Origin of the sequence: Pantoea sp. B_9 (assembly GCF_008632015.1) — a bacterium.
Lineage (GTDB): Bacteria > Pseudomonadota > Gammaproteobacteria > Enterobacterales > Enterobacteriaceae > Pantoea > Pantoea dispersa.
Genome location: NZ_VWVL01000001.1, coordinates 15,307 through 39,901 on the forward strand (window position 1 = coordinate 15,307; position 24,595 = coordinate 39,901).

The following is a 24,595-nucleotide window of genomic DNA, read 5'->3' on the forward strand; positions in this document are numbered from 1 at the left end:
GCGATCCTGCTTTATTTAACCAATGGTCATCAGGCTGGCGTTGCCGCCGGCGGCCGCGGTATTGACGCTCAGCGAGCGCTCAATCAGCAGACGTTCCAGCAGCAGATTGGTCTCGCCGCGGGCAAAGCCCTGCACTGACACAATCGCACCTTCGCGGGCGGCAATCTGTTCGCACAGGCTGCGCAGCTGATCGGCATCGCCGTGATAGATCACCGCATCAAACTCCGCCGCCAGCACATCTTTCGCCAGCGTGATGCGCGCCTGCACCGCGGCCGGCAGCGACTGGCGCAGCGTCCGGTGCAGCTCGTCATCCTGCCACAGTGCCTGGCTACCGACGCTGGTGACCGCCGCCAGCTGAATCAGTGCATCCTGCTGGTTATCAGCGATACACAGCACCCGATCGCGCGGCAGCAGCGTAAAGGTGTTGCGCTCACCGGTCGGGCCTGGCAGCAGTCGCACGGTTCCGGCCTGGCTCAGCGCATCGTAACGCTGACACAGCGCCAGCAGTTCCGGCTTATCCTGTGCCCAGCTCTGCAATGCCTGATGCGCGCTCAGCAGCGTGGTGCGCACGCTGCTGTCCACCGGCCGTTCGGCATCCTGACGATCAAAGGTAATGCGCAGGGCGCCGTCCGGACGATGGGCCAGCAGGCGGTAGAGATAGAGCGGGCCGCCGGCTTTCGGACCGGTGCCCGACAGCCCTTCGCCGCCGAACGGCTGCACGCCGACCACCGCGCCCACCATGTTACGGTTAACGTACAGGTTGCCGACTTTCGCCCCGGCTGTTACCTGCGCAATGGTTTCATCGATTCGGGTATGCACGCCGAGCGTCAGGCCATAGCCCGAGGCGTTGATCTGCTCAATCAGCTGCGGCAGGTTGTTGCGCGCATAGCGCACTACGTGCAGCACCGGACCGAACACCTCTTTATCCAGATCGCTGACCTGATCGAGCTCAATCAGCGTCGGTTTGATAAAGGTGCCGCTGTGCCACTCTTTGCTGTCCTGCGGATGCTCCTGCACCGCCTGATACACGGTAAAGCCTTTATTGCGCATCGCCTGGATATGGCGCTCGATGTTGGCTTTGGCTTCAGCGTCGATCACCGGACCGACGTCGGTCGACAGACGCTCCGGATTGCCCATGCGGCATTCGGCCATGGCACCACGCAGCATCTTCAGCGTGTGGTCCGCCACATCGTCCTGGATGCACAGCAGACGCAGCGCCGAGCAGCGCTGGCCGGCGCTGTCAAACGCGGACGCCACGATATCCACCACCACCTGTTCGGTGAGCGCTGAAGAGTCGACGATCATGGCGTTCATGCCGCCGGTTTCGGCGATCAGCGGCGTCGGGCGACCCTGCGGATCGAGGCGGCCAGCCAGGTTGCGCTGCAGCAGGGTGGCGACTGCGGTTGAGCCGGTGAACATCACGCCGCGCACCCGCTCGTCGCCGGTCAGCTGCGCACCCACCGTTTCGCCCTGACCGGGCAGCAGTTGCAGCACACCGGCCGGTACGCCGGCATCCAGCATAATCTGCACCGCCTGCGCGGCAATCAGCGGCGTCTGCTCGGCGGGTTTCGCCAGCACGCTGTTGCCGGCCGCCAGGGCGGCGGCAATCTGGCCGGTAAAGATCGCCAGCGGGAAGTTCCACGGGCTGATGCACACTACCGGACCGAGCGGGCGATGGGTTTCGTTATCGAAATCGTCACGCACCATGCCGGCGTAGTAGTAGAGGAAGTCCACCGCTTCGCGCACTTCGGCAATGGCGTTGTTGTAGGTTTTGCCTGCCTCACGCACCAGCAAACCAATCAGCTGCTGCATCTGGTCTTCCATCGTCTGGGCGGCACGTTCGAGGATCGCGGCGCGCTCCTGCGGCGGCGTGGCGAACCAGATCGGTCCGGCATTCACCGCGGCATCCAGCGCACAGGAGACCTCTTCAGGGGTGGCTTCCCGCACGCTGCCGACGATATCCGCCGGCGTGGCCGGGTTGATCACCGCGCGGCTGCTGCCGCTACCCAGCTCGCCATCAATGATCGGCTGAGCCTGCCACGGCTGGCTGGCGCTGGAGAGCAGGGCGCTGGAGAGCGACGCCAGGCGGTGTTCATTGGCCAGATCCAGACCGGCAGAGTTAACACGCTTGTCGCCATACAGATCGCGCGGCAGCGGAATCTTCGGATGCGGCAGGCCAATGGCGCCTTCTGCGACACCCATTTTTTCCACTGCAGCCACCGGATCGGCCACCAGCTCGTCAATCGGCAGCGTGTTGTCAGCGATGCGGTTGACGAACGAGGTATTGGCGCCGTTTTCCAGCAGGCGACGCACCAGGTAGGCCAGCAGCGTTTCGTGGGTACCGACTGGCGCATAAATCCGGCACGGCCGGTTCAGCTTGCCATCGGCCACTTTGCCCACCACCTGCTCGTACAGCGGTTCGCCCATGCCGTGCAGGCACTGGAACTCGTACTGGCCAGGATAGTAGTTGTTGCCCGCCAGCTGGTAGATCGCCGCCAGCGTGTGGGCGTTGTGGGTGGCAAACTGCGGATAAATCAGGTTAGGCACCGCCAGCAGTTTACGCGCGCAGGCGAGGTAGGAGATGTCGGTGTACACCTTGCGGGTATAAACCGGATAGCCTTCGAGGCCTTCCATCTGCGCGCGTTTGATTTCGCTATCCCAGTAAGCGCCTTTCACCAGACGGATCATCAGACGACGGCGGCTGCGCTGCGCCAGATCCACCAGCGCATCAATCACAAACGGACAGCGCTTCTGATAAGCCTGAATCACGAAGCCGATGCCGTTCCAGCCTTCCAGCTCCGGCTCAAAACAGAGTTTTTCCAGCAGATCGAGCGACAACTCCAGGCGATCGGCCTCTTCAGCATCGATGTTGATGCCGATGTCATACGAGCGCGCCAGCAGCGTCAGCGATTTCAGGATCGGATAAAGCTCTTCCATCACCCGCTCATACTGCGCGCGGCTGTAGCGCGGATGCAGCGCCGACAACTTGATGGAAATGCCCGGACCTTCATAAATGCCGCGCCCGTTGGAGGCTTTACCAATAGCGTGGATCGCCTGCTGATAGGAGATCAGATAGGCTTTGGCATCGCTGGCGGTGAGTGCCGCTTCGCCCAGCATGTCATACGAGTAGCGGAAGCCTTTCTCTTCCAGCTTGCGCGCGTTGGCCAGCGCCTCGGCGATGGTTTCGCCGGTGACGAACTGTTCGCCCATCAGGCGCATCGCCATATCCACGCCTTTGCGGATCAGCGGTTCGCCGCTCTTGCCGATGATGCGGTTCAGCGATTTAGACAGGTTGGCTTCATTGTGGGTGGAGACCAGACGCCCGGTAAACAGCAGGCCCCAGGTGGCGGCGTTGACGAACATCGACGGGCTGCGGCCCAGATGGGACTGCCAGTTGCCGTTGCTGATTTTATCGCGGATCAGCGCATCGCGGGTGGGCTTGTCAGGAATACGCAGCAGCGCTTCCGCCAGGCACATCAGCGCTACGCCTTCCTGCGACGAGAGCGAGAACTCCTGCAGCAGGCTTTGCACCATACCGGCGCGTCCGGTTGCCCCTTTTTGGTGCCGTAGCTTGTCCGCCAGGCTGTATGCCAGCTGGTGGGTTTTCTCTGCCAGCGGGGCAGGGAGACGCGCCTGCTCCAGCAGCATCGGCACCGCATCGGTCTCCGGACGACGCCACGCGGCGGTGATGGCCGAGCGGCTGACCGACTGCGGCAAAATGTGTTCGGCGAAGTCGAGGAAAGGCTGGAAACTCTCTTCCGGCACGCGCTCATCGTCTGCGGCATCATTCAGCTGCAGCGGGATCTCCGCCAGCGTTTCTCCCGCTTCCAGCTGGCCGAGATAGTTAAAAATTGCCTGCTTGATCAGCCAGTGTGGCGTGCGGTCAATCTTTTGCGCCGCCAGTTTAATGCGATCGCGGGTGGCTTCATCCAGCTTCACCCCCATGGTGGTGGTTCCCATGATTTCCTCGTCCTCAAAGTGTGAATCAACTTCAGCGTGGGCTGCACTATCACTCATGTTGCAACTTTGTGCAACCGTGTTAAATGTGACCTCGGTTGCACGTTTTTAACCGGCTTTTTTGTTAACGCAGCAAAAGCGGCACAGAACTTGCTGCAAGAATCTCGCCAGAGTTGCAACCCACCGCAACAAAACGCATCCTGGCTGATATCAGGTGCAACTTAAAATGTGAACAGGCGCAACCTGTGAGCATGAAAAATGCAAAGTCAGGTGAAACCCAGGTAACAGCTGTGTTAAATGCATTGTGCGCGTCGCACCTTTGCGGCAGGATACCGCGCCTTATGAGAAATCGCTTTCTCTGGATGCGGTAAAGCCCTGACGTTATCCCGTTCCGGTAACGCAGGAAAAAAGATTTCTCTTAAGAGATCAAATAATAAGTGGAGAGACAGATGACAGTAAGTACACCGATGCTGGTGACATTTATCATTTACATCCTCGGGATGGTGTTGATTGGTTTTATCGCGTACCGCTCAACCAAAAACTTTGACGACTATATTCTGGGCGGTCGCAGCCTGGGCAGCGTGGTAACCGCGCTGTCGGCCGGGGCCTCGGACATGAGCGGCTGGCTGCTGATGGGACTGCCGGGCGCGATTTTTCTCTCCGGGATCTCTGAGAGCTGGATTGCCATCGGCCTGACGATTGGCGCGTGGCTGAACTGGAAAATTGTTGCGGGTCGCCTGCGCGTGCAGACCGAGCATCACAATAATGCTTTAACCCTGCCAGACTTTTTCACCAGCCGCTTCGAAGACCACAGCAAAATTCTGCGCGTCATCTCGGCACTGGTAATCCTGATCTTCTTCACCATTTACTGTGCCTCGGGCGTCGTTGCGGGTGCGCGCCTGTTTGAAAGCACCTTCGGCATGAGTTATGAAACCGCACTGTGGGCTGGCGCGGCAGCAACCATTCTTTATACGCTGGTGGGCGGCTTCCTTGCGGTGAGCTGGACCGATACCGTACAGGCCAGCCTGATGATTTTTGCCCTGATTCTGACGCCGGTGATTGTGATTATCGCCGTCGGCGGACTGGATGATTCGCTGGCCGTGATTGAAGCGAAAAGCCTGGAAAACCTCGATATGCTGAAGGGCCTGAACTTCGTGGCGGTGATTTCACTGCTCGGCTGGGGGCTCGGCTACTTCGGCCAGCCGCATATTCTGGCGCGCTTCATGGCCGCAGACTCGCACCGTTCAATTCGTACCGCACGCCGCATCGGCATGGCCTGGATGATCCTGTGCCTGGCCGGCGCCGTCGCAGTGGGCTTCTTCGGCATCGCCTATTTCCAGAACCATCCGGATCAGGCGGCGGGCGTGAGCGAAAACGGCGAGCGCGTGTTTATCGAGCTGGCACGTATTCTGTTCAATCCGTGGATCGCCGGTATTCTGCTGTCAGCTATTCTGGCGGCGGTGATGTCGACCCTGAGCTGTCAGCTGCTGGTGTGCTCGAGCGCACTGACCGAAGACCTGTATAAAGGTTTCCTGCGTAAAAATGCCAGCCAGAAAGAGCTGGTATGGGTTGGCCGTTTAATGGTGCTGGTGATCGCGCTGGTGTCGATTGCGCTGGCCTCCAACCCGGAGAACCGCGTGCTCGGCCTGGTGAGCTACGCCTGGGCAGGCTTTGGTGCCGCATTCGGTCCGGTGGTGCTGTTCGGCGTGTGCTGGAAGCGCATGACGCGCAACGGCGCGCTGGCCGGCATGATTATCGGTGCCGCCACGGTGCTGATCTGGAAGCAGTACGCCTGGCTCAATCTGTATGAAATCATCCCGGGCTTCCTGTTTGCCAGCATCGCGATTGTCGTGGTGAGCCTGGCCGGTCGCGAACCGTCGGCTGAAGCGCAGCAGCGTTTCGATGCTGCCGAAGCGGAATACAACACCAAATAACGGTGATGGCCTGAGTAAAGCGGGGAGCGCGAGTGCCGTGCTCCCCGCACTGTTAGTGTCACGTCCTCTGCGCGCGATTCATCGCCTAATCTGTCACTCCGCTCTGACTTTCCCGCATCGCACCCTGACCCGCAAAAGCAAAATTAATTTCGCGCGGTGACTTGTATTTTCATCCGCGATAATGATAATCGATATCGTTCGCACTTTACGTATTTTTACCTAAGGTTTACCCTCCTTAACATTCAAGAGGTTGGTGATGTTCGTTCCCTTTCTCATTATGCTGCGCGAAGGTCTCGAGGCAGCGCTCATCGTCAGCCTGATTGCCAGCTATCTCAAACGCACCCAGCGCAGCCAGTGGTTCCCCGCGATGTGGGCCGGTGTGTTTATCGCTGCGGTGTTGTGCCTCGCGCTGGGTATTTTCATCAACGAAACCACCGGTGAGTTCCCACAGAAACAGCAGGAGCTGTTCGAGGGCATCGTGGCGGTGATTGCCGTGGTGATCCTCACCTCGATGGTGTTCTGGATGCGCAAGGTTTCGCGCAATATCAAAGCCACGCTGGAAAAATCCGTCGATCAGGCGCTGCAGAAGCCGGGCGGCAGCGGGTTGCCGCTGGTGCTGATGGTGTTTCTCGCCGTAGCGCGTGAAGGGCTGGAGTCGGTGTTCTTTCTGCTGGCGGCCTTCACCCAGGATGTCGGTTATGCGCCGCCGATTGGCGCAGTGCTGGGTCTGGCGACCGCCATCGTGCTGGGCATGCTGATTTACTACGGCGGCGTGCGTCTTAACATGGCGCACTTCTTCCGCTGGACCAGCCTGTTCATCCTGCTGGTGGCGGCCGGACTGGCGGCGGGGGCGATCCGCGCCTTCCACGAGGCGGGACTGTGGAACCACTTCCAGGCGACCGCGTTTGACTTCAGCAACACGCTCTCGACCCATTCGATCTTCGGCACGCTGCTGGAAGGCATTCTGGGTTATCAGGAAGCGCCGAGCGTCAGCGAAGTCGCGGTATGGCTGATTTACCTGATCCCGGCGCTGCTGCTGTTTTTCTTCCCGGCGCGTCCGGCACCCAGCGCCGCACGGTCGGTGCGCTAACTTTTCGCAGGCGCGCGTGCGCCTGTACCTTCATGTAACAGGGATATGACTATGACGATTCGCTTCCGCCGTAAGGCGCTGTTGCTCTCCATGCTGGCGCTGTCCGGTGCCGCTTCTGCCGCTGCCGTACCGCAGGTCACGGTGACGGTCACTGACAAGCAGTGCGAGCCGATGTCGCTCAACGTGCAGGCCGGTAAAACCCAGTTCATCATCAAAAATAACAGCCAGAAAGCGCTGGAGTGGGAAATCCTCAAAGGCGTGATGGTGGTGGAAGAGCGCGAAAACATCGCGCCCGGCTTCAGCCAGAAGCTCACCGCCAACCTGGAAGCGGGTGAATATGACATGACCTGCGGCCTGCTCACCAATCCGAAAGGCAAGCTGGTGGTCAGCGGTGACAGCCAAACCGCCAGCAGCGGCAAGCCAGACGTGCTGCAGCTGGTCGGGCCGATTGCCGATTACAAAGTCTACGTGATGGCCGAAGTGAGCGGGCTGGTGGCCGGCACCAAAGCCTTTACCGACGCGGTAAAAGCCGGTGACGTGGAAAAAGCCAAAGCGTTGTATGCGCCGACGCGCGTGCACTATGAGCGCATCGAGCCAATTGCCGAACTGTTCTCTGACCTCGACGGCAGTATTGACGCACGTGAAGATGACTTCGAGAAAAAAGCGGAAGATCCGAAATTTACCGGCTTCCACCGGCTGGAAAAACTGCTGTTCGCCGACAACACCACCAAAGGCGCGGACGCTTTCGCTGACCAGCTGTATAAGGATGTGCAGGATCTGCAAACCCGCGTCAGCGAGCTGGCCTTCCCGCCGGCGAAAGTGGTCGGTGGCGCGGCAGGCCTGATTGAAGAGGTGGCGTCCAGCAAAATCTCTGGTGAGGAAGATCGCTACAGCCGTACCGATCTGTCCGATTTTCAGGCCAACATCGACGGCGCACAGAAAATCGTTGATCTGCTGCGTCCTCTGCTGCAAAAAGCCAATCCGCAGCTGCTGGCGAAAGTGGACGCGAACTTTAAGAAGGTGGATGGCATTCTCAGCAAATACCGCACCAAAGACGGTTTTGCTTCCTATGAAAAGCTGACCACCAGCGACCGTAATGCGCTGAAAGGGCCCATCACCACGCTGGCGGAAGATCTCTCCCTGCTGCGCGGCACTTTAGGTCTTGATTAATCATGAGTAAAAAAAATGACGCGGCGCAACCGTCGCGTCGTCGTCTGTTACAGGGATTGGGCATGCTGGGTGGCGCGGCGGCACTGGGCGGCGGCTGTCCGTTCCATGCCGCCAGCGCGGCAGAGAGTTTCTCACCTGGCACGGTTGCACCCGACGCGCGCCAGCAGGCGCAACCGTTTTACGGCGCTCATCAGGCCGGCATCCTGACGCCGCAGCAGGCATCTATGATGCTGGTGGCGTTTGATGTGCTGGCCAGTGATAAAGCCGAACTGGAACGCCTGATGCGGCTGCTGACGCAGCGCTTTGCCTTTCTCACCCAGGGCGGACCGGCGCCGGCGGTGCCCAATCCGCAGCTGCCGCCGCTCGACTCCGGCATCCTGGGTGCTGACATTGCGCCCGATAACCTGACCCTGACGCTGTCGGTGGGTGATTCACTGTTCGACGAGCGCTTCGGGCTGGCCGCGCATAAGCCCAGCCAGCTGCAGACGATGACACGCTTTCCCAACGATTCGCTCGACGCCGCACAGTGTCATGGCGACCTGCTGATTCAGATCTGTGCCAATACCCAGGATACGGTGATTCACGCGCTGCGCGATATCATTAAGCACTCGCCGGATCTGCTGGCGGTGCGCTGGCGGCGCGACGGCTTTATCGCCGATCACGCTGCACGCAGCAAAGGGCGCGAAACGCCGATCAACCTGCTGGGTTTCAAGGATGGCACCGCCAATCCGGATACCCACAATACTCAGTTGATGGACCAGCTGCTGTGGGTGACACCAGAACAGCAGGAACCGGCGTGGACGCACGGCGGCAGCTATCAGGCGGTACGCATCATCCGTTTTCACGTTGAAATGTGGGACCGCACGCCGCTGGGCGAGCAGCAAACCATTTTTGGTCGTGAGAAGTTGTCCGGCGCGCCGCTGGGGATGCAGCACGAGCACGACGTGCCGGATTACGCCCGCGATCCGGACGGCGAGATTATCGCGCTGGATGCGCATATCCGGCTCGCCAATCCGCGCACGCCGCAAACCGACAGCAGCCTGATGCTGCGGCGCGGCTACAGCTATTCCTCGGGGATTACCGGGGCAGGGCAGCTGGATATGGGGCTGCTGTTCGTCTGTTATCAGCACGATTTAAGCAAAGGCTTTATTACCGTGCAGAAACGGCTGAACGGCGAAGCGCTGGAAGAATATATTCGTCCCATCGGCGGCGGATACTTTTTTGTTTTGCCCGGCGTGGCGGACAAAAATCATTATCTGGGGCAGCCGTTGCTCGAAGCCTGATTAATTAATGTACAGCGCTTGTTCGCCGTTCGCGGTGCCAGGCGCTGCTGTTAAGCCCGCCTTAAATTTCTCTTGTCTCGCTGTGATGTCCGAATTTTCTGAAACAGTTTGTTAAGTGCTGAATTACCTATCTTACTGAATATTAGTATTAATTTAATTTAAGCGCACCGGGCTAAGGCAGCGCCGCGCGGGTTTTCTTTGCCATAAAGTAAAAATAGTGTTGCAAATCGGCGGAAATATGATGAACTTTAGTCATAGCGTCGTCAGTTGTGTGGCTAAGTCCACTGGAGTTCGCGCATGGCCCGGTCCTTATACGGACAGTTAAATACACTTCAGCTAGCGCAGTACGCTGCGGGGGATTGCCTCCCGCGTGAGAATCCTCTTCACTTTTCTTTTATCGCCTTCAAATTCTTTTCCGATGTTTACCGGTGCGCGGCAGCGTTTCGGCGTTGTTGCACACTTTTCTCACTGGCTCGATACGGCTTACAAGGAAGCCAACAAAACCTCTAAAGCGTTCAAATCATCGCCGCGGGTGATCCGCCGCGATAAATGAAACCAACTGTAAGGTGCCACTATGGGAAGACAGAAAGCAGTGATCAAAGCGCGTCGTGAAGCCCGCCGAGTGCTTCGCAGTGACTCTCGCAGTCATCGTCAGCGTGAAGAAGAATCGGTCACTTCGCTGGTGCAGATGGGTGGGCTGGATGCAATTGGCATGGCGCGCGATGTGCGTGACCGGTCACCAATTGAGGCCAGAAACGATGCTCAGGCGCACTATCTTAACGCCATAGAAACGAAACAGCTGATATTCGCGACCGGTGAAGCCGGCTGCGGTAAAACCTGGATCAGCGCTGCGAAAGCAGCCGAGGCCCTGATCAATAAGGACATCGAAAGGATCATTGTGACGCGCCCGGTTTTACAGGCGGATGAAGATCTCGGTTTCCTGCCAGGAGACATCTCCGAGAAATTCGCTCCCTATTTCCGACCGGTTTACGACGTTCTGGTTAAACGTCTCGGCGCTTCCTTTATGCAGTACTGCCTGCGACCCGAAATCGCCAAGGTAGAGATCGCGCCCTTCGCTTATATGCGCGGACGTACCTTTGAGAATGCGGTGGTGATTCTGGATGAGGCGCAAAACGTCACCGCTGCGCAGATGAAGATGTTCCTGACCCGCCTGGGCGAAAACGTCACCGTCATTGTCAACGGTGATGTCACCCAGTGCGACCTGCCCGCCAGCGTCAAATCTGGCCTTGCCGATGCGCTGGCGCGCTTCGAAGAGGATGAGATGATTGGCGTGGTGCGTTTCGGTAAAGACGACTGCGTTCGCTCGGCACTGTGTCAGCGTACGCTGCATGCTTACAGTTAACCTTGAAAAAATAGCTAATCTCAACCCGGCTGCGGCCGGGTTTTTCATTGCTATGCTTACGGGACGAAAAGGGCGGAAACGATGAGCGGAGAAAGTCATGCACTCTCTTGATGTGCAGGTGGTAAGGATGGCGCAGCAGTGGGCGGAAGCGCAGCCGGTGTGGCTGTGTACCGTGCTCAGTACGTACGGCTCATCGCCGCGCCCGCCTGGCGCGATGATGGTGATTCGCGTCGATGGGCGCTACAGCGGTTCCCTTTCCGGCGGCTGCGTCGAGGAGAATTTTATCACCCGCGTTCAGCAGCAGGCGTTCTCTGCCGCCAGTCAACTGGTGCGCTACGGTGAGGGGGGCGACACGCCTGATCGCGCGCTGCCGTGCGGCGGCGTACTGGATATTCTGGTCGAACGGTTGCCTGCCGGTGCCGCCACGCTGCGCTATTTACAGCAGCTGGAGGATGCGCTGACCGGCGCGCGTGCTATCACCAAACGCCTGACGCTGCCGCAGCCGTGTCACGCGCTCGAACCGGCGCCATATACCCGCCGCACCCGCACCCAGGTCACTGACGGTGAAATCGTTCTGACCCTGAGTGCCGCGCCGCGCCTGATCCTTGCCGGACTCTCCAGCGTCGCCGTGTACTGTGCCAACTTCGCGCTGGCGCTGGGATTCGAAACCATCGTCTGTGAACACCGTGAAGAGGTGCTGAGCAATATGGCGGCCGAACTGGCGCCGGACGTCAAACTGGTGCAGCAGTTTCCGGCGGTGTATCTGGAACGCGAGGGCTGCCATGCCGCCACGGCGATCCTCTCGCTGACCCATGATGCGCGTATTGACGATCTCACCATGATGGAAGCGGTCAATCTGCCGGCATTTTATCTCGGTGCGATGGGCTCGCAGCGCAACAGCGCAAAACGCAAAGCGCGCCTGAGCGCGATTGCGGAGCTGACGCCGGCGCAGTTGCAGCGCATTCACGCACCGGTTGGGCTGGATATCGGCAGCAAAACCCCGGCGGAGATCGCGCTGGCAATCATGGCGGATATTGTGCGTCACAAAAATGGGTTAGCGGCAACGGATGCGCTTAGCCCTGTGCACGCAGCGTCTGAATGATCACATCACTCATCCCACGAAAAACCCGGATGCACCAGGACGCCAGCAGACGGGCAAACGGCTATGCCAAATTTTCGCGCCGCAAATAATCAATAAGCTGTGCTTTATGTTTCATGATGTGATCAACGCTTGCGCTTTACCGGTAACATCTTATCTTCAGAGAAGCGTGTACAAACACCTGAACTGAGAAGGGGTATTTATGGCTAAGCGTCATTGGATTAAATCAATTGAAATTACAGCAATTATTGTCTTCGCGCTGGTGATCGCCTGGCTGGCCGTCACGGGCATCCTGTCATCAACCGGCCTCGATCATGCGTGGCCTTATCCACATCAATAACTGAGTCCGACACCAGGGAAATCAATTACGCTTAAATATAAACAGAATAAATTATCTAACCTGCACACCCGTGTCAGCGGCGATACCGTATCACCACACAGGGTTTCGGTGTCAGATTTGCCGCGTATAAATCAGCGACGTTCGGGAAACACGTTATGCTGTTATTCGAAGTCCGCATGGCGGCTGAACATGCTCTCGCTGGTTTCACCGCACTGATGCATGATTTCAAGCACCATGGCGTCACAGGTGATGAAGCAAAGCTGCTCAAAGGCCGAGCCCATTGGCTGCGAGAATCGTCCGGCGCTGCGTGCGTTATCGGTTTTAACGTTGCCGGGTAACACCAACACGCATTTGGCCAGTCTGCCGATGCCTGAATCTGCTTTCAGGGTAATCAGCGCCACATCGACACCGCGCTCAACGGCGTTCAGCGCCAGTGCTTTCAGGCTCGCGGTTTCGCCACTGCCAGAACCAATAATCAATAAATCGCCAGGTCTGGAGTGGGGTGACGAGATTTCACCCACCATGCTGACAGAGAAACCCAGATGCAACAGACGGTTAGCGAACGCGCGGATAGCAATGCCGCTGCGCCCGGCACCCTGCAGGAAAATGTGTTTCGCGCTGCGAATTTGTGCGATCAATGCCTGCGCCTGGCTCTCGTCTATCTGCCGGGCGTTGTGCGCGAGTTCGTTAAGAATATGGGATACGTTTGACTGAACGGCCATGTTAACGCTCTCCCGTCAGGCGATCGTTCGTCCGTCTCATTAAACAGCGAAGAGAGTGGCCGGAACATGGCCGGTGCTTTTTCAGTCTGGTCATCGCGCATTCCCTCTTAATTCAAAGACATCATCAGTGGATGAAAAGGATACCCTGCAGAATTTCCGGTAAGAGTACACGGTCCGCTGCCCACGCGATATTGCAGCGAAAGGGGATCTTTCGATTATGCGTCCTGTGGCACAAAAGCGGTGAGTGTGCAGAGTTGTTGGGCAGATTTGTGATGGATTGTGGCATCAAATGAGGTAGCGGGGTCGCCAGATCGCGGGGTCGGTGCTGCAAGGAGAATAAAAAATGAAAAAGCTCCTGTCGATAGTCAGAGGCTTTCATGGCATCAAAGTGCACGTGCACTTCACGTGCATTTTTTTGCTGATTTTGTAGAACTGTGTCTCTGTAATCAATTCACAAGCGGTTTCGTCCGCCTGAAGTCTTGTTACAAATGGTAGAGGGGATTGATGAGCTTCGCTCACCCTGCGGGCAGCGTCGCAGGCTCCGCTGTCCAACTGGCATGCGCCAGTTGTCGAACCCCCATCGGGGATTCTCATCCCCCCCCAGGTCGGGAGAATATACAAATAAAAATGCCCAGCTATTAACTGGGCACTTTTATATAAATGATGGCGGTGAGGGGGGGATTCGAACCCCCGATACGTTGCCGTATACACACTTTCCAGGCGTGCTCCTTCAGCCACTCGGACACCTCACCACATTTTGTTTGCTGACCACACTGGGTCAACGGGGCGCTACTATAGGGAGTTCAGCGATAAGGGTCAAGGGCTATTTTCTCCTTTTTTTCTATTCGCTTAACCTCTGCGCAGATTGCCTTAAGCCTCTCCACTTTGCCGCTTTTGTCATCAAAACATTCCTTAACTGACACAAAAGTGTCACCGCACTGTCGCAGACTTGTCGGCGGAAACATTTGGTTATATCTACGGATAAGGATGCTGATAAATGAAACGCTTACCTCTTTTCACGCTCTCTCTGCTGGCTTCACTCACCACCACGTCCGCGCTGGCAGAGAGCACCAGCTATCAACGCGCAGCCACTGGCGATATTACCCAGCACGGCGGCGCGCGTCGCCTGAGCGGCGACCAGACCGAAGCGCTGAAAGCCTCATTGAGCAATAGCACGGCGAAGAATGTCATCCTGCTGATTGGCGATGGCATGGGCGATTCCGAAATCACCGCGGCGCGCAATCAGGCAATGGGGGCCGGCGGTTTCTTTCCCGGTATTGATGCGCTGCCGCTCACCGGCCAGTACACCCATTACTCGCTGGACAAGAAAACGCATAAGCCAAACTATGTAACGGATTCTGCCGCGTCGGCCACCGCCTGGGCCACCGGCACGAAAACTTATAACGGCGCGATAGGTGTCGATGTCAACGGCACAGATCAGGTCACGCTGCTTGAACTGGCCAAAGCAGCCGGTAAAGCCACCGGCAACGTCTCGACCGCAGAACTGCAGGATGCCACGCCGGCCGCGCTGATGGCGCACGTTACCTCGCGTAAATGCTACGGCCCGGAAAAAACCAGCGAGCTGTGTCCGGGTAACGCGCTGGAGCAGGGCGGGAAAGGATCGATCAGCGAGCAGCTGCTGCAAACCCGTCCCGACGTCACGCTGGGCGGCGGTGCCAAATCTTTCGCTGAGCGGGCTAAAGCGGGCGACTATCAGGGCAAAACCCTGCGCGAGCAGGCCGAAATACGGGGGTTCCAGCTGGTCGATAATCTCGCCGCGCTGAACGCGGTACAGCAGGCGAATCAACAGACGCCACTGCTGGGGCTGTTCTCGGAGGGCAACATGCCGGTGCGCTGGCAGGGGCCGAAAGCCAGCTATCACGGTAATCTGGATAAACCGGTGGTGACCTGTGAGGTCAACAAAGATCGTCCGGCATCAATGCCAACCCTGGCGCAGATGACGCAAAAAGCCATCGACCTGCTCAGCCACAACGACAACGGCTTTTTCCTGCAGGTGGAGGGCGCGTCGATTGACAAGCAGGATCACGCCGCCAACCCGTGCGGTCAGATTGGTGAAACCGTCGATTTAGATGAGGCGGTGCAGGTGGCGCTGGCGTATGCGCGCGAGCACGGCGATACGCTGGTAGTGGTCACCGCCGATCACGCGCACAGCAGCCAGATCGTCGAAAACGGCACTAAAGCGCCGGGTCTGACTCAGGCGCTCAACACCAAAGATGGCGCGGTGATGACCATCAGCTACGGTAACTCGGAAGAGGATTCCCAGGAGCACACCGGTACCCAACTGCGCATCGCGGCCTACGGTCCGCACGCGGCGAATGTGGTCGGCCTGACCGATCAGACCGACCTGTTCTTCACGCTAAAGCAGGCGATGGCATTGAAGTAAGCGCGTCAGTGCGGGCGGATGCGCAGCACCAGCAGTCCGCCCAGCACCAGTCCGCCAGCGGCCAGCAGCAGCGCGGGGTGCAGGGAAGCAAAAATCTGCACGCTGGCGGCAGAGATCAGCGGCCCGATTAGCTGGCCAGTGGCATAGCCTGACGTCAATATCGCCACGGTTTTTGCCACGCTGATATTGGAGACGGCGCGCGCCAGCTGCATCGACAGCTGCATAATCGAAAGAAACCCCAGCCCGACCATCACCGTCGAGATCAGCAGCCCGCTCACGCCCGGGATGAGCACGCCGCTGGCCACGCCCAACCCCTGCAGGATCATAACCCACGCCAGGCTGAGGCGCGTATTCAGGCGCGCAGAAAACAGCATGATCAGCACCACACCAGCCACTGCGCAAAGTCCAAACAGCGGCCAGAAAAGCGTTGCCAGCTGACCCTGCGCAAACAGGCTGTGCGCCATTTGTGACAGAAACGTCGCGGGCAAAATGTAGCCGAAACCGGCCAGCGTATAGGCCAGCCATAGCCGTTTTACCGCACTACCCGGTGCCGCCGGCGCACTTTCCCGCTGCCGGGCGGGGAGCGACGCGGGCAGCGCGCGCCACAGCAGCAGCACGCCAGCCAGCGCTACCACGCCATAGCATTGCCAGGCGCGATCGTCATTCAGGTGTAACCGGGTGATAAGCCACGCCAGCACGCCGCTCAGGGTGATGCCGGCTCCCGGGCCGGCAAATACCGCGGCGGACATGCGCGGGGCTTGCTGCTGTGCCAGCACCATCTGCGTCCAGGAGGTGACGATAATCAGGGCCCAGGCACCACCAACACCCGCCACCACACGGAACAGGCACTGCAGTACCCAGGCATGACTAAAGCCGGAGAGCAGGGTCACCAGCGCGGTGGCCAGCAAACCGGCCTTCAGGTAGCGCGCGTGATGGGCGGTGATGCGGCTCACGTGCAGTGCGCCCAGCAGGTAGCCGATGTAATTCATCGCCGCCAGCACGCCAGCGCTGGAGAGCGTCAGGTGACCGTTGGCGATCATCAGCGGGATCTGCGGCGTGAGTGAAAAGCGGCCGATACCCATTACCACAATCAGGGTCACCATGCCGGTGAGCATGGTGATCAGGCTCACCCGGGTGTGCCGGACTGCTTGCCGTCCGGCGGAAACTGAATCTGCTGACATACTTTGCTTTACTCCGCTGAGATACCTTACTCTGTCCGGTGATAGTAAATGTCAATCAGTCAGTGAAAAATGGGGTGGTTTATCCTATGACTACAGGTCATACCCAGGCCGTCAAATCGCGTGGTGAAGATGTAAAAAACTTCCTTACCCGCCAGCGCGCGCGTATTGATCCGCAGATCTATGGCTTCAGCCGGCAAAACCGGCGCGTTAGCGGACTGCGGCGCGAAGAAGTGGCACAGCTGGCGGCGGTTAGCGTCAGCTGGTACACCTGGCTCGAGCAGGGTCGCGACATCAGTATTTCGCCCGCCGCGCTGCAGCGCATCGGCAAAGTGTTACAGCTCTCGGTCATCGAGCAGGAGTATCTTGAAGCGCTGGTGTTTGGTAACGCACATTCGCAACCCTTCAGCCATGAATTGCCGCCTGAGGTGAGGGCGATGGTGGATGCGCTGAACCCGCACCCGGCGTTTGTGCGCCGCGCCAACATGGATATTGTCTACTGGAATCCGGCGGCGCAGTCGCTGATTGTCGACTGGGCGGCCCTGCCACCGGCGGATCGCAACTCGCTCAAGCTGATGTTCATCAGTGAAGCCTACCAGCAGCGCATTCATGGCTGGGAAGAGGCGGCGCGCCATACGCTGTCGGCGTTTCGCGCAGGTTATGCCGCCAGCAATCAGGCGCAGGAATTCGAAGTGGTGATCGAGGATTTGCTGGCGCGCAGCGCCGGGTTTCGCACGCTGTGGAATGACCATGATGTGGGGAAAATCGGCGCGGGCAATAAAACCCTGATTGATGTCGAGGGCAGGATGCAGACATATACCTTTACCTCGCTGCAAATTGAGCAGGCACCGGGTATGCATCTGATCTTCTATCTGGCGCATTAGCGCGGCGTGCGCAGGTCGGGCGCACGCCGCCGGGGAGATTACAGACCGCGCTGTGCCATCAGGCGCGCGAGGTCAACCAGACGGTTGGAGAAGCCCCATTCGTTATCGTACCAGGCAAGGATCTTCACCAGGTTGCCACCAATCACCAGCGTCGATAAGCCGTCGATGATCGATGAACGCGCATCGCCCTGATAATCGCTGGAGACCAGCGGCTCATCGCTGTAGCCGAGGATACCCTGTAGCGGACCCGCAGCAGCAGCGGCTTTAAAGGCGTCATTCACCTCTTCGGCCGTCACGTCGCGTTTCAGCGTCACCGTCAGATCCACTACCGAGACCACCGGCACCGGCACGCGCAGCGAGTAACCGGTTAAGCGGCCTTCCAGTTCCGGAATCACCCGGCCAAGCGCTTTAGCTGCGCCGCTGGAGTACGGCACAATCGACAGCGCCGCCGCACGCGCGCCGCGCAGATCTTTCTCTGGCTGGTCATGCAGCGCCTGGCTGTTGGTATAGGCATGGGTGGTGTTCATCAGACCGTGCTCAATACCAAACGCCTGATGCAGCACCTGCGCGGCGGGCGCCAGGCCGTTAGTGGTACAGCTGCCGTTGCTCACCACATAGTGCTGCTGCGGATCGTAGCGCTGGTCGTTGACGCCCATCACAATCGTCAAATCATCATTTTTGCCCGGCGCAGAGATGATGACGCGTTTGGCGCCGCCGTGCGTGATATGCACCGCGGCCTTGTCACGCTCGGTAAAAAAGCCGGTGGCTTCGATGACGATATCCACGCCCACGTCACGCCAGCGAATATTGGCCGGATCGCGCTCGCTGAACACCCGCACTGGTTTGCCATCAATGCGCAGCTCGCCGTCGCCAGCGCTGACTTCTGCCGGCAGTCGACCCAGCAGAGAGTCGTGCTTCAGCAGATGCGCCAGCGTTTTGCTGTCGGTGAGATCGTTAATCGCCACAATATCGATGTCGCTGCTGCCCAGCGCGGCGCGGAATACGTTACGTCCGATACGGCCAAAACCGTTAATGCCTACCTTGATCATGACTGACTCCTTAGTGAAGTTACTGCAGTCACTGTAGGCCTGGCGTGCACTGGCGTAAACGACAAAAAAGGATCACTTTACGCCATTTTGCGGCTGTGAAAGCGCTGGCGATATTCGTTGGGCGTGAGATGCAACTGGCGCTCGAAGCTGCGCCGCAGGTTGATGCTGCTGCCAAAGCCGGTGGCGGTGGCGATGCGTTCCAGCGTCTCGCGCGTCTGCTCCAGCCGCTCGCGCGCCGCCGCCAGCCGCGCTTCTGCCACATAGCGCGCCGGTGAAACGCCGGTTTCGCGGCTGAACACGCGGGTAAAGTTACGCGGGCTCATCGCCACCTGGGCCGCCAGTTTCTCCACCGACAGGTCTTCCGCCAGATGGGCGGCGATCCAGCTCTGCAACTGAGCAATCGGCCCCGACTCGCTGACGGACTGCAGGTGAAAGCGGCTGAACTGCATCTGGCCGCCGGGACGACGCAGATACATCACCATATCCTGTGCGATGTCGCGCGCCACGCTGAAACCAAAATCTTCCTCTACCAGCGCCAGTGTCAGATCGAAGCCGGAGCTGACGCCGCCAGAGGTCCAGATTGGGCCATCCTGGATATACAGCGGGCCGCCTTCAACCTGCACGCGCGGATAGCTGGCCTGCAGCGTGTCCAGCAAACGCCAGTGGCTGGTGGCGCGCCGGCCATCCAGCAATCCCGCCTCCGCCAGCAGCATCGCCGCCCCGCAAATCGACACCACGCGGCGCGCCTGCGGGGCAGCCAGCTTAATCCAGTCCACCACCATGTTGCGTTCTTCGGGGTTATCACCGCGCCCGGTAATCATGATGGTGTCCCAGCGTTCACGCGGATCGAGTTCAGCCAGTTTGAGGTCGGCGAGCAGATTGAGGCCAGACTGGCCGTGGATCACCTGGTGCGGCTGCGTGGTCGCGATGCTGATGCGATAGCGTGCGCCAGCAACGCCCACCGGCAGGTGCAGGTTGGCGTGCATGAGGATGTCGGCGATACCCGCCGCTTCGAACAGCATGCCGCCGTCCGGGACAATAATCAGAAAGGTTTTCATGGCGTAAAATGTACCTGCGCCACGAAAGAAGTCAATGTGCGATGGGCGATCAGGCGCGCGAGCTGAACACCCGGCCGCGGCCATCAGACGGGGCATTTCCGGCGGCACCGTACAGGCGCTGATCGGCTCGGGCCTGTTGGTTCAGGCGCTATATTTATATAAAATCATGATGTCGCAAATGATGCTTATTTCCCTCATCGTGCAGTTAAAAATATCTGCAGACTGAAGCGTTGGATGCCAGATTAATCAGGTGCCTGTTATTTTGGAAGTGAAATGCCAGGATAGGTTAAGAGAAACACTGTTTTATAAAGCATTCCTTTGCCATGCAGTGATAATGACTACGATAATGAGCAGCTGAGTAAATCAGGCTTAAAACCATCAATTATATTCTACCTGCAGAAAAGTCAAACCACGCTCACGGATAATGCGCGCGGTGCCCAGCGCGTAAGGTAATTCACGCGCGGCACCATTAACCTGCAGGGTTTCGCTCTTTTTAATCCCTTCGCGCGTGCAGTTCAGCGAGACGCTGCGCGTCACGGCATAATCACAGGAGGGTTCAACGATCGCGCCGACGAACGTGATTTGACCGTCGGCGGCAAGGGTGGCGTGGCTGGCAGGTAAAGCTATCATCGGTAACAGCAATCTTTTCATCACAGAGGCCCTTTAAGAAGTCGGGAATTACCCGATTAATGTCGTCTTAATGACTAATAGCGCGCCACAGTTGAATATTGCTTAAACCGCGGCGTTTCCGTGTTGAGGCATATTATTGCGATGGCTTAGCCAGTGCGTCGTCATGTTTTACGCAATCGCCTCAGCAGTAAACGCTTATGCCTGCATTAAGCGCAGCTATTATATTAGTAAGCAACCAGGATTAATCGGGTGAGCAGGGTGGTGAAATAAGCGTATTAAACCGGATAGATTTATTCGCGGGATAACGTCGGGACAGAAAACGGGCAGATAGCGTGTTGGTGTAAGCCGTCGAGGGAGAGAAGAAGGGGCTGTGATGAAGGTAATCAGGCGCACCCGACATCGGTGCGCTCTTGTGATTTATCAGCTGCGGGAAATTTGCGCCAGCGTCACGTCGGCTGACGCAGCGTCTGCGGCAACACCGTCGATAAACAGCGCACGCTGTTCACCGGCGGGCAGGGCAATCTGCAACGTTTGCCATGCCGGCTGATAGTCACCCTTGCGCCGTAACGTAAGGTGAATGGCTGTGGCTTCGCAGCGCATTTCCCACTGCAGCCACAGCGCATTGCCCTGCTGATAACCCCAGGACTCGCCATCATCTTCGAACAGTTCGCCGTGGCTAACGCCTTTGCCCTGCAACGGGTAGAGCTGCAGCGTGCGACGATCGTCTGCGGCGGCGTCGACGTGAGCAATACGCTCGCTGAGTGGCAGTGCCGCACCTGCGCGCACCAGCAGCGGCTGCGTTTCCAGGGGCGCAGGTAAGGTGATCCACTGACCCCCGCTGTACCACTGCTGCGTGGCGAAATCATACCAGCCTGTGTGGTTGTCGGGCAGCCACAGGCGGCGTTCACGCTGGCCAGGTTCCACCACGCTGGCGACCAGCAGATCGCGGCCGAGCAGGAATTCATCACACTCAGCAAAGGTCTGGGCATCGTGTTCATGATCGAGGAACGTCGGGCGCAGCATCGGTTCATTGTCCGCATGCGCCTGCCACAGCAGCGTGTAGAGATACGGCAGCAGGCGATAGCGCAGCGCGATGGCCGCCCGAATCGCGGGTGTGACCGAAGGATACATCCACGGCTCATTCACGGTGTGATCGTCATTCCACGAATGAATGGTGAAGCGCGGATGCATGACGCCATTCTGCACCCAGCGCACAAACAGCTCCGCGTCGGGTTTATCGCCCGAGAAGCCGCCGACGTCGTGACCGACGTTATACAAGCCGGACAGGCTCATGCCAAGGCCCATGCGAATGTTGTAGCGCAGCGAGGTCCAGTTGGTGCGGTTATCGCCGCTCCACGTTTGCACGTAGCGCTGCATCCCGGCGCAGCCGGAGCGCGAAATCAGGAACGGTCGCTGTTCGGGGGCAAAGCGCTGTTGCGCTTCCATCGAGGCGCGCATCATCAGCAGCGGCATCACCGGGCGAATGTGCTTGATGGCAATCGGCGTACCGAAGCCGTGGCAGCGCGCTTCACCGTCCCAGACTTCATACTCGTTGTTATCATTCCAGGTGGCGTCGATGCCTTTTTCCAGCAGCTGACGGGTGACGTTCTCCTGCCACCAGGCCACCGTTTGCGGATGGGTGAAATCGAGATGCGATCCTTCATCATCCCAGAACACCGAGCGCTCTGGCACATCCTCTTCCGAATCGCGGATAAACAGTCCCTGAGCTGCGACTTCTTCATAGCGCGGGTGATCCTGCAGCAGGCAGGGTTTGATGTTGGCCGCCAGGCGCAGCCCGGCATCGTGAAACGCCTCGCTCATCGCTTCCGGCTGCGGCACTTTGTCGTAGTTCCAGTTGAACACATAACGCTTGTTATTGATTGAGGTATAACCCGAAGAGAGCTGGAATGAGTCGCACGGAATAGCGTGCTCTTCGCACAGGCGGATGAAGTTCGTCAGCTGATTTTGCGCATCCGGCGCATCGGTATAGTGCATGGTCGAACCGCTGTAGCCCAGACTCCATTTGGGGCCAAACAGCGTTTTGCCGGTCAGGCGTACGAAGGTTTTGGTGATATCCAGCACCCGCTTACCGACAAACAGGTAGTAGTCGATGTCGCCACTCTCCGCCTGCCAGCGGCGATACGGCTGGTGATAGTTATCCAGCTCGTTACCCAGATCGAACCAGCTGGTGCTGAGATTATCGTAGAACAGGCCAAAGCTGACGTCGTTACGCCGCGTGAGGGTGAAGGGCACATGTTTGTACAGCGGATCGGTGGAGGAGGCGTTGTAACCCATGGCATCCAGATTACGCATCTCATAGCGTTTGCCGTTGCGTTGCAGATCGCCGGTTTTTTCGCCCAGACCATAGTAGCGGTCGTCCGCCATGCGGCGCTGATAGTGCGCCACGCCGTCGCCGTGTGCGTTGATCTGATAGGCGCTGGTGGGGCGATCGCCGGTCAGCAGTTGCCAGTGGCCTGCGGCATCACGGTACTGCCACTCCAGCGCCAGCGGCTGACGCACCATCACGCGCAGCGTGTCGGTACTCATGGTCAGACAATTGGCTTCTTCCTCCAGCGTAAAGCCGGGCAGGCTAAACCCGGCCAGGTTGTCGCGCAGACGCCCTTCCCACGGAACATCCTGTTCCGGCGCAATGCTCCAGGTGCGGTCCAGATTGTAGTTGCCGTGGCGCTTGATCACCACGCGGAACAGACCTTTTTCCAGCACGTACAGGCACAGATGGTGTTTGCCATCGACGTTAAGCACCACATGGTGACGATCAGAATGGGCTAAAGACCAGTTTTTTAAGGTTTTCATCGTTACCTACTTCATTGGGTCGCTGAACGACGCTCAGCAATAAACGCAATCAGGAAGACTGCACCGATCAGGTCAAAGAAGCCCATGGCGACAAACAGCGGGTTAAAGCCGATTTTGTCAGCCGTCACGCCAATCACCAGCGAAAACAGGAAGCTGGAGATCCACGCAAACGAGCCGCGCATGCCATTCACCGTGGCCATCTGGCCCTTATCAAATTTTTCCACCACCAGTGCACTTAACATGCAGGAGATGATCTGATGACCAAAACCGCCAATTGAGATCAGGGCAATCGCGACATAGGGGTCTTTGGTCATCGCCACCAGTGCCAGCGACAGCATCAGAAAGGCGCCGGTGACCGAGCTGGCAACAACGGAATTCACCTGCCTGAAGCCAAACAGCCGGGTATAGATGCGCGTCAGGTAGCCGCTGGCTGCACTGCCGAGATCCGCCGCGAGGAACGGCAGCCAGGCGAACATGGCAATCTGTTTCAGGTCCATTCCCAGGTCTTTTGCCAGATAGAGCGGTACCCAGAAGCTCAGCACGCCCCATGCCGGTTCAGCCATAAAAGCGGGAATGGCGATACCGTAAAAACGCTTGTTTCTGGAGACGGTTTTCAGGGCTTTGAAAAAGGGCAGTTTGACCGCCGGTGGCTCATTATCCTGACGAATAAAGGCCAGCTCATCGCTGCTGAGATTCGGGTTACGTTCCGGATCGCGATACAACAGCCACCACAGCACCACCCAGCCCAGAGCCAGACAGCCGGTAAACAGGAATGCGCCCTGCCAGCCGAACGAGGCGTGGGCAAAGTAGATGATGGGAGGTGCGAGCATGGCGCCAATCGAGAAGCCGACGCCGGCCCAGCCGGCCGCGATCGGACGCTCTTTTTTCGGGAACCATTCACCAATCACTTTGGCGTTAGCCGGCGTGGCGGCCGCTTCAGCTCCGCCCATGACAAAGCGCAAAATGGCCAGGTGCAACCAGCTGGCGGCGCCGGCATGGAACAGACAGGCCAGCGCCCAGATGGTGGCGCAGATGAAGAAGCCAAGTTTGAGGCCAATGACGTCAATCAGCCAGCCGCAGATCGGTTGAAAGAAGGTATAAGCCAGCTGAAAAGCGCCGACTATCCATGAATATTGTTCTGTGGTGATGCCGAGACTGGTTTTCAGCTCGGGGGCCAGAATGCCTAACGAGTTACGGGTAATGTAGTTGACGGTGACGCCGGCGAGAAACAGCACCAGCACCCACCAGCGCAGATGACGGATGACGCGTTTCGTGCCGGTTGCGGCAATCCCTGGATTCAAACTGCGGTTCATCGGATTCTCCATTCATTATTAACAGCATGTGTGAGCAACGTCTGTGACTGCCTGGCCGGAGGTGGAGTCCATACCTGCCAGCGCATAACCCCTGGCCCTTGATTGCCGGGCGTGGCGTGATGCGTCCTGTTTTACCTATCCGCCGGGAGTGAACCACAGTTAGGCCAGGTGGTCGCCAGCCTGATGCGGTATTTGTGATCTGGTTAACCAAAATCATTTATCAGGTTGACTTCCGCCGGTGAAAAGCTGAATTTGACGCTGCGCAGGCACTTTTTACGACTCAGAAAGCGCTTCGCTTGTAAAATTG

The 24,595-nt window shown here is 58.4% G+C and carries 17 protein-coding genes and 1 tRNA gene; 9 read left to right on the plus strand and 9 right to left on the minus strand.

Annotated features, from left to right (window positions below; genetic code table 11):
• Positions 1-15 precede the first annotated feature (15 nt).
• Positions 16-3,960: a trifunctional transcriptional regulator/proline dehydrogenase/L-glutamate gamma-semialdehyde dehydrogenase gene (putA, locus tag F3I21_RS00075; protein WP_150058549.1), complete on the minus strand. Its 3,945-nt coding sequence runs from the start codon at positions 3,958-3,960 to the stop codon at positions 16-18.
• A gap of 446 nt (positions 3,961-4,406) precedes the next feature.
• On the opposite strand from putA, the gene putP reads away from it, so the two are divergent.
• The 7 genes from putP to F3I21_RS23105 all read left to right on the plus strand — a co-directional run bounded on the left by putP (position 4,407) and on the right by F3I21_RS23105 (position 12,236).
• Positions 4,407-5,891, plus strand: a complete 1,485-nt coding sequence (gene putP, locus F3I21_RS00080) for a sodium/proline symporter PutP (protein ID WP_150057841.1) — start codon at positions 4,407-4,409, stop codon at positions 5,889-5,891.
• A 256-nt stretch (positions 5,892-6,147) separates the two neighbouring features.
• On the plus strand, positions 6,148-6,981 hold the full coding sequence (efeU, locus tag F3I21_RS00085) for an iron uptake transporter permease EfeU (RefSeq protein WP_058757424.1): 834 nt from the start codon (positions 6,148-6,150) through the stop codon (positions 6,979-6,981).
• A gap of 51 nt (positions 6,982-7,032) precedes the next feature.
• Complete coding sequence (gene efeO, locus F3I21_RS00090) at positions 7,033-8,151, plus strand: iron uptake system protein EfeO (protein WP_132462272.1); 1,119 nt, start codon at positions 7,033-7,035, stop codon at positions 8,149-8,151.
• A 2-nt stretch (positions 8,152-8,153) separates the two neighbouring features.
• Positions 8,154-9,434 carry an iron uptake transporter deferrochelatase/peroxidase subunit gene (efeB, locus tag F3I21_RS00095; protein ID WP_132462274.1) on the plus strand — a complete coding sequence of 427 codons (1,281 nt, stop codon included), beginning with the start codon at positions 8,154-8,156 and terminating at the stop codon, positions 9,432-9,434.
• A gap of 574 nt (positions 9,435-10,008) precedes the next feature.
• Positions 10,009-10,797 carry a phosphate starvation-inducible protein PhoH gene (phoH, locus tag F3I21_RS00105; RefSeq protein ID WP_021509913.1) on the plus strand — a complete coding sequence of 263 codons (789 nt, stop codon included), beginning with the start codon at positions 10,009-10,011 and terminating at the stop codon, positions 10,795-10,797.
• Between the two features lie 97 nt (positions 10,798-10,894).
• The gene (locus F3I21_RS00110; RefSeq protein WP_170264767.1) at positions 10,895-11,899 is read left to right on the plus strand and encodes an XdhC family protein; all 1,005 of its coding nucleotides are present in this window, start codon (positions 10,895-10,897) and stop codon (positions 11,897-11,899) included.
• A gap of 199 nt (positions 11,900-12,098) precedes the next feature.
• Positions 12,099-12,236, plus strand: coding sequence for a hypothetical protein (locus F3I21_RS23105; RefSeq protein WP_021509915.1), 138 nt, complete (start codon positions 12,099-12,101; stop codon positions 12,234-12,236).
• A 161-nt stretch (positions 12,237-12,397) separates the two neighbouring features.
• Here the strand turns inward: F3I21_RS23105 and hxlB are convergent, their stop codons facing one another.
• A complete protein-coding gene (gene hxlB / locus F3I21_RS00115; RefSeq protein WP_125310822.1) occupies positions 12,398-12,958 on the minus strand; it encodes a 6-phospho-3-hexuloisomerase in 561 nt (186 codons plus the stop codon).
• 664 nt (positions 12,959-13,622) lie between these two features.
• A tRNA-Ser gene (locus tag F3I21_RS00120) sits at positions 13,623-13,710 on the minus strand.
• 245 nt (positions 13,711-13,955) lie between these two features.
• Here F3I21_RS00120 and phoA point away from each other — a divergent pair.
• Positions 13,956-15,362, plus strand: coding sequence for an alkaline phosphatase (gene phoA, locus F3I21_RS00125; protein WP_058771178.1), 1,407 nt, complete (start codon positions 13,956-13,958; stop codon positions 15,360-15,362).
• A 5-nt stretch (positions 15,363-15,367) separates the two neighbouring features.
• Here the strand turns inward: phoA and F3I21_RS00130 are convergent, their stop codons facing one another.
• Complete coding sequence (locus F3I21_RS00130) at positions 15,368-16,543, minus strand: YbfB/YjiJ family MFS transporter (RefSeq protein ID WP_150057845.1); 1,176 nt, start codon at positions 16,541-16,543, stop codon at positions 15,368-15,370.
• A gap of 86 nt (positions 16,544-16,629) precedes the next feature.
• Between F3I21_RS00130 and F3I21_RS00135 the strand changes: the two genes are divergently transcribed.
• Positions 16,630-17,424 (plus strand): helix-turn-helix transcriptional regulator, encoded by a 795-nt coding sequence (locus F3I21_RS00135; protein WP_150057847.1) that lies wholly within the window; start codon positions 16,630-16,632, stop codon positions 17,422-17,424.
• 38 nt (positions 17,425-17,462) lie between these two features.
• Here the strand turns inward: F3I21_RS00135 and gap are convergent, their stop codons facing one another.
• The 5 genes from gap to F3I21_RS00160 form a co-directional block, all read right to left on the minus strand.
• Positions 17,463-18,473, minus strand: coding sequence for a type I glyceraldehyde-3-phosphate dehydrogenase (gene gap / locus F3I21_RS00140; RefSeq protein WP_127834258.1), 1,011 nt, complete (start codon positions 18,471-18,473; stop codon positions 17,463-17,465).
• A 77-nt stretch (positions 18,474-18,550) separates the two neighbouring features.
• On the minus strand, positions 18,551-19,531 hold the full coding sequence (locus F3I21_RS00145) for a GlxA family transcriptional regulator (protein ID WP_058757529.1): 981 nt from the start codon (positions 19,529-19,531) through the stop codon (positions 18,551-18,553).
• A 378-nt stretch (positions 19,532-19,909) separates the two neighbouring features.
• On the minus strand, positions 19,910-20,161 hold the full coding sequence (locus F3I21_RS00150) for a hypothetical protein (RefSeq protein WP_150057849.1): 252 nt from the start codon (positions 20,159-20,161) through the stop codon (positions 19,910-19,912).
• 420 nt (positions 20,162-20,581) lie between these two features.
• Positions 20,582-22,975, minus strand: coding sequence for a TIM-barrel domain-containing protein (locus F3I21_RS00155; protein WP_150057851.1), 2,394 nt, complete (start codon positions 22,973-22,975; stop codon positions 20,582-20,584).
• 11 nt (positions 22,976-22,986) lie between these two features.
• Positions 22,987-24,288, minus strand: coding sequence for an MFS transporter (locus tag F3I21_RS00160; protein ID WP_021509925.1), 1,302 nt, complete (start codon positions 24,286-24,288; stop codon positions 22,987-22,989).
• Positions 24,289-24,595 lie beyond the last annotated feature (307 nt).

Bases quoted from the DNA above. Each gene is read 5' to 3' on its own strand.
- putA (WP_150058549.1), bottom strand. From the start codon at position 3,960: ATGGGAACCACCACCATGGGGGTGAAGCTGGATGAAGCCACCCGCGAT.
- putP (WP_150057841.1), top strand. From the start codon at position 4,407: ATGACAGTAAGTACACCGATGCTGGTGACATTTATCATTTACATCCTC.
- efeU (WP_058757424.1), top strand. From the start codon at position 6,148: ATGTTCGTTCCCTTTCTCATTATGCTGCGCGAAGGTCTCGAGGCAGCG.
- efeO (WP_132462272.1), top strand. From the start codon at position 7,033: ATGACGATTCGCTTCCGCCGTAAGGCGCTGTTGCTCTCCATGCTGGCG.
- efeB (WP_132462274.1), top strand. From the start codon at position 8,154: ATGAGTAAAAAAAATGACGCGGCGCAACCGTCGCGTCGTCGTCTGTTA.
- phoH (WP_021509913.1), top strand. From the start codon at position 10,009: ATGGGAAGACAGAAAGCAGTGATCAAAGCGCGTCGTGAAGCCCGCCGA.
- F3I21_RS00110 (WP_170264767.1), top strand. From the start codon at position 10,895: ATGCACTCTCTTGATGTGCAGGTGGTAAGGATGGCGCAGCAGTGGGCG.
- F3I21_RS23105 (WP_021509915.1), top strand. From the start codon at position 12,099: ATGGCTAAGCGTCATTGGATTAAATCAATTGAAATTACAGCAATTATT.
- hxlB (WP_125310822.1), bottom strand. From the start codon at position 12,958: ATGGCCGTTCAGTCAAACGTATCCCATATTCTTAACGAACTCGCGCAC.
- phoA (WP_058771178.1), top strand. From the start codon at position 13,956: ATGAAACGCTTACCTCTTTTCACGCTCTCTCTGCTGGCTTCACTCACC.
- F3I21_RS00130 (WP_150057845.1), bottom strand. From the start codon at position 16,543: ATGTCAGCAGATTCAGTTTCCGCCGGACGGCAAGCAGTCCGGCACACC.
- F3I21_RS00135 (WP_150057847.1), top strand. From the start codon at position 16,630: ATGACTACAGGTCATACCCAGGCCGTCAAATCGCGTGGTGAAGATGTA.
- gap (WP_127834258.1), bottom strand. From the start codon at position 18,473: ATGATCAAGGTAGGCATTAACGGTTTTGGCCGTATCGGACGTAACGTA.
- F3I21_RS00145 (WP_058757529.1), bottom strand. From the start codon at position 19,531: ATGAAAACCTTTCTGATTATTGTCCCGGACGGCGGCATGCTGTTCGAA.
- F3I21_RS00150 (WP_150057849.1), bottom strand. From the start codon at position 20,161: ATGATAGCTTTACCTGCCAGCCACGCCACCCTTGCCGCCGACGGTCAA.
- F3I21_RS00155 (WP_150057851.1), bottom strand. From the start codon at position 22,975: ATGAAAACCTTAAAAAACTGGTCTTTAGCCCATTCTGATCGTCACCAT.
- F3I21_RS00160 (WP_021509925.1), bottom strand. From the start codon at position 24,288: ATGAACCGCAGTTTGAATCCAGGGATTGCCGCAACCGGCACGAAACGC.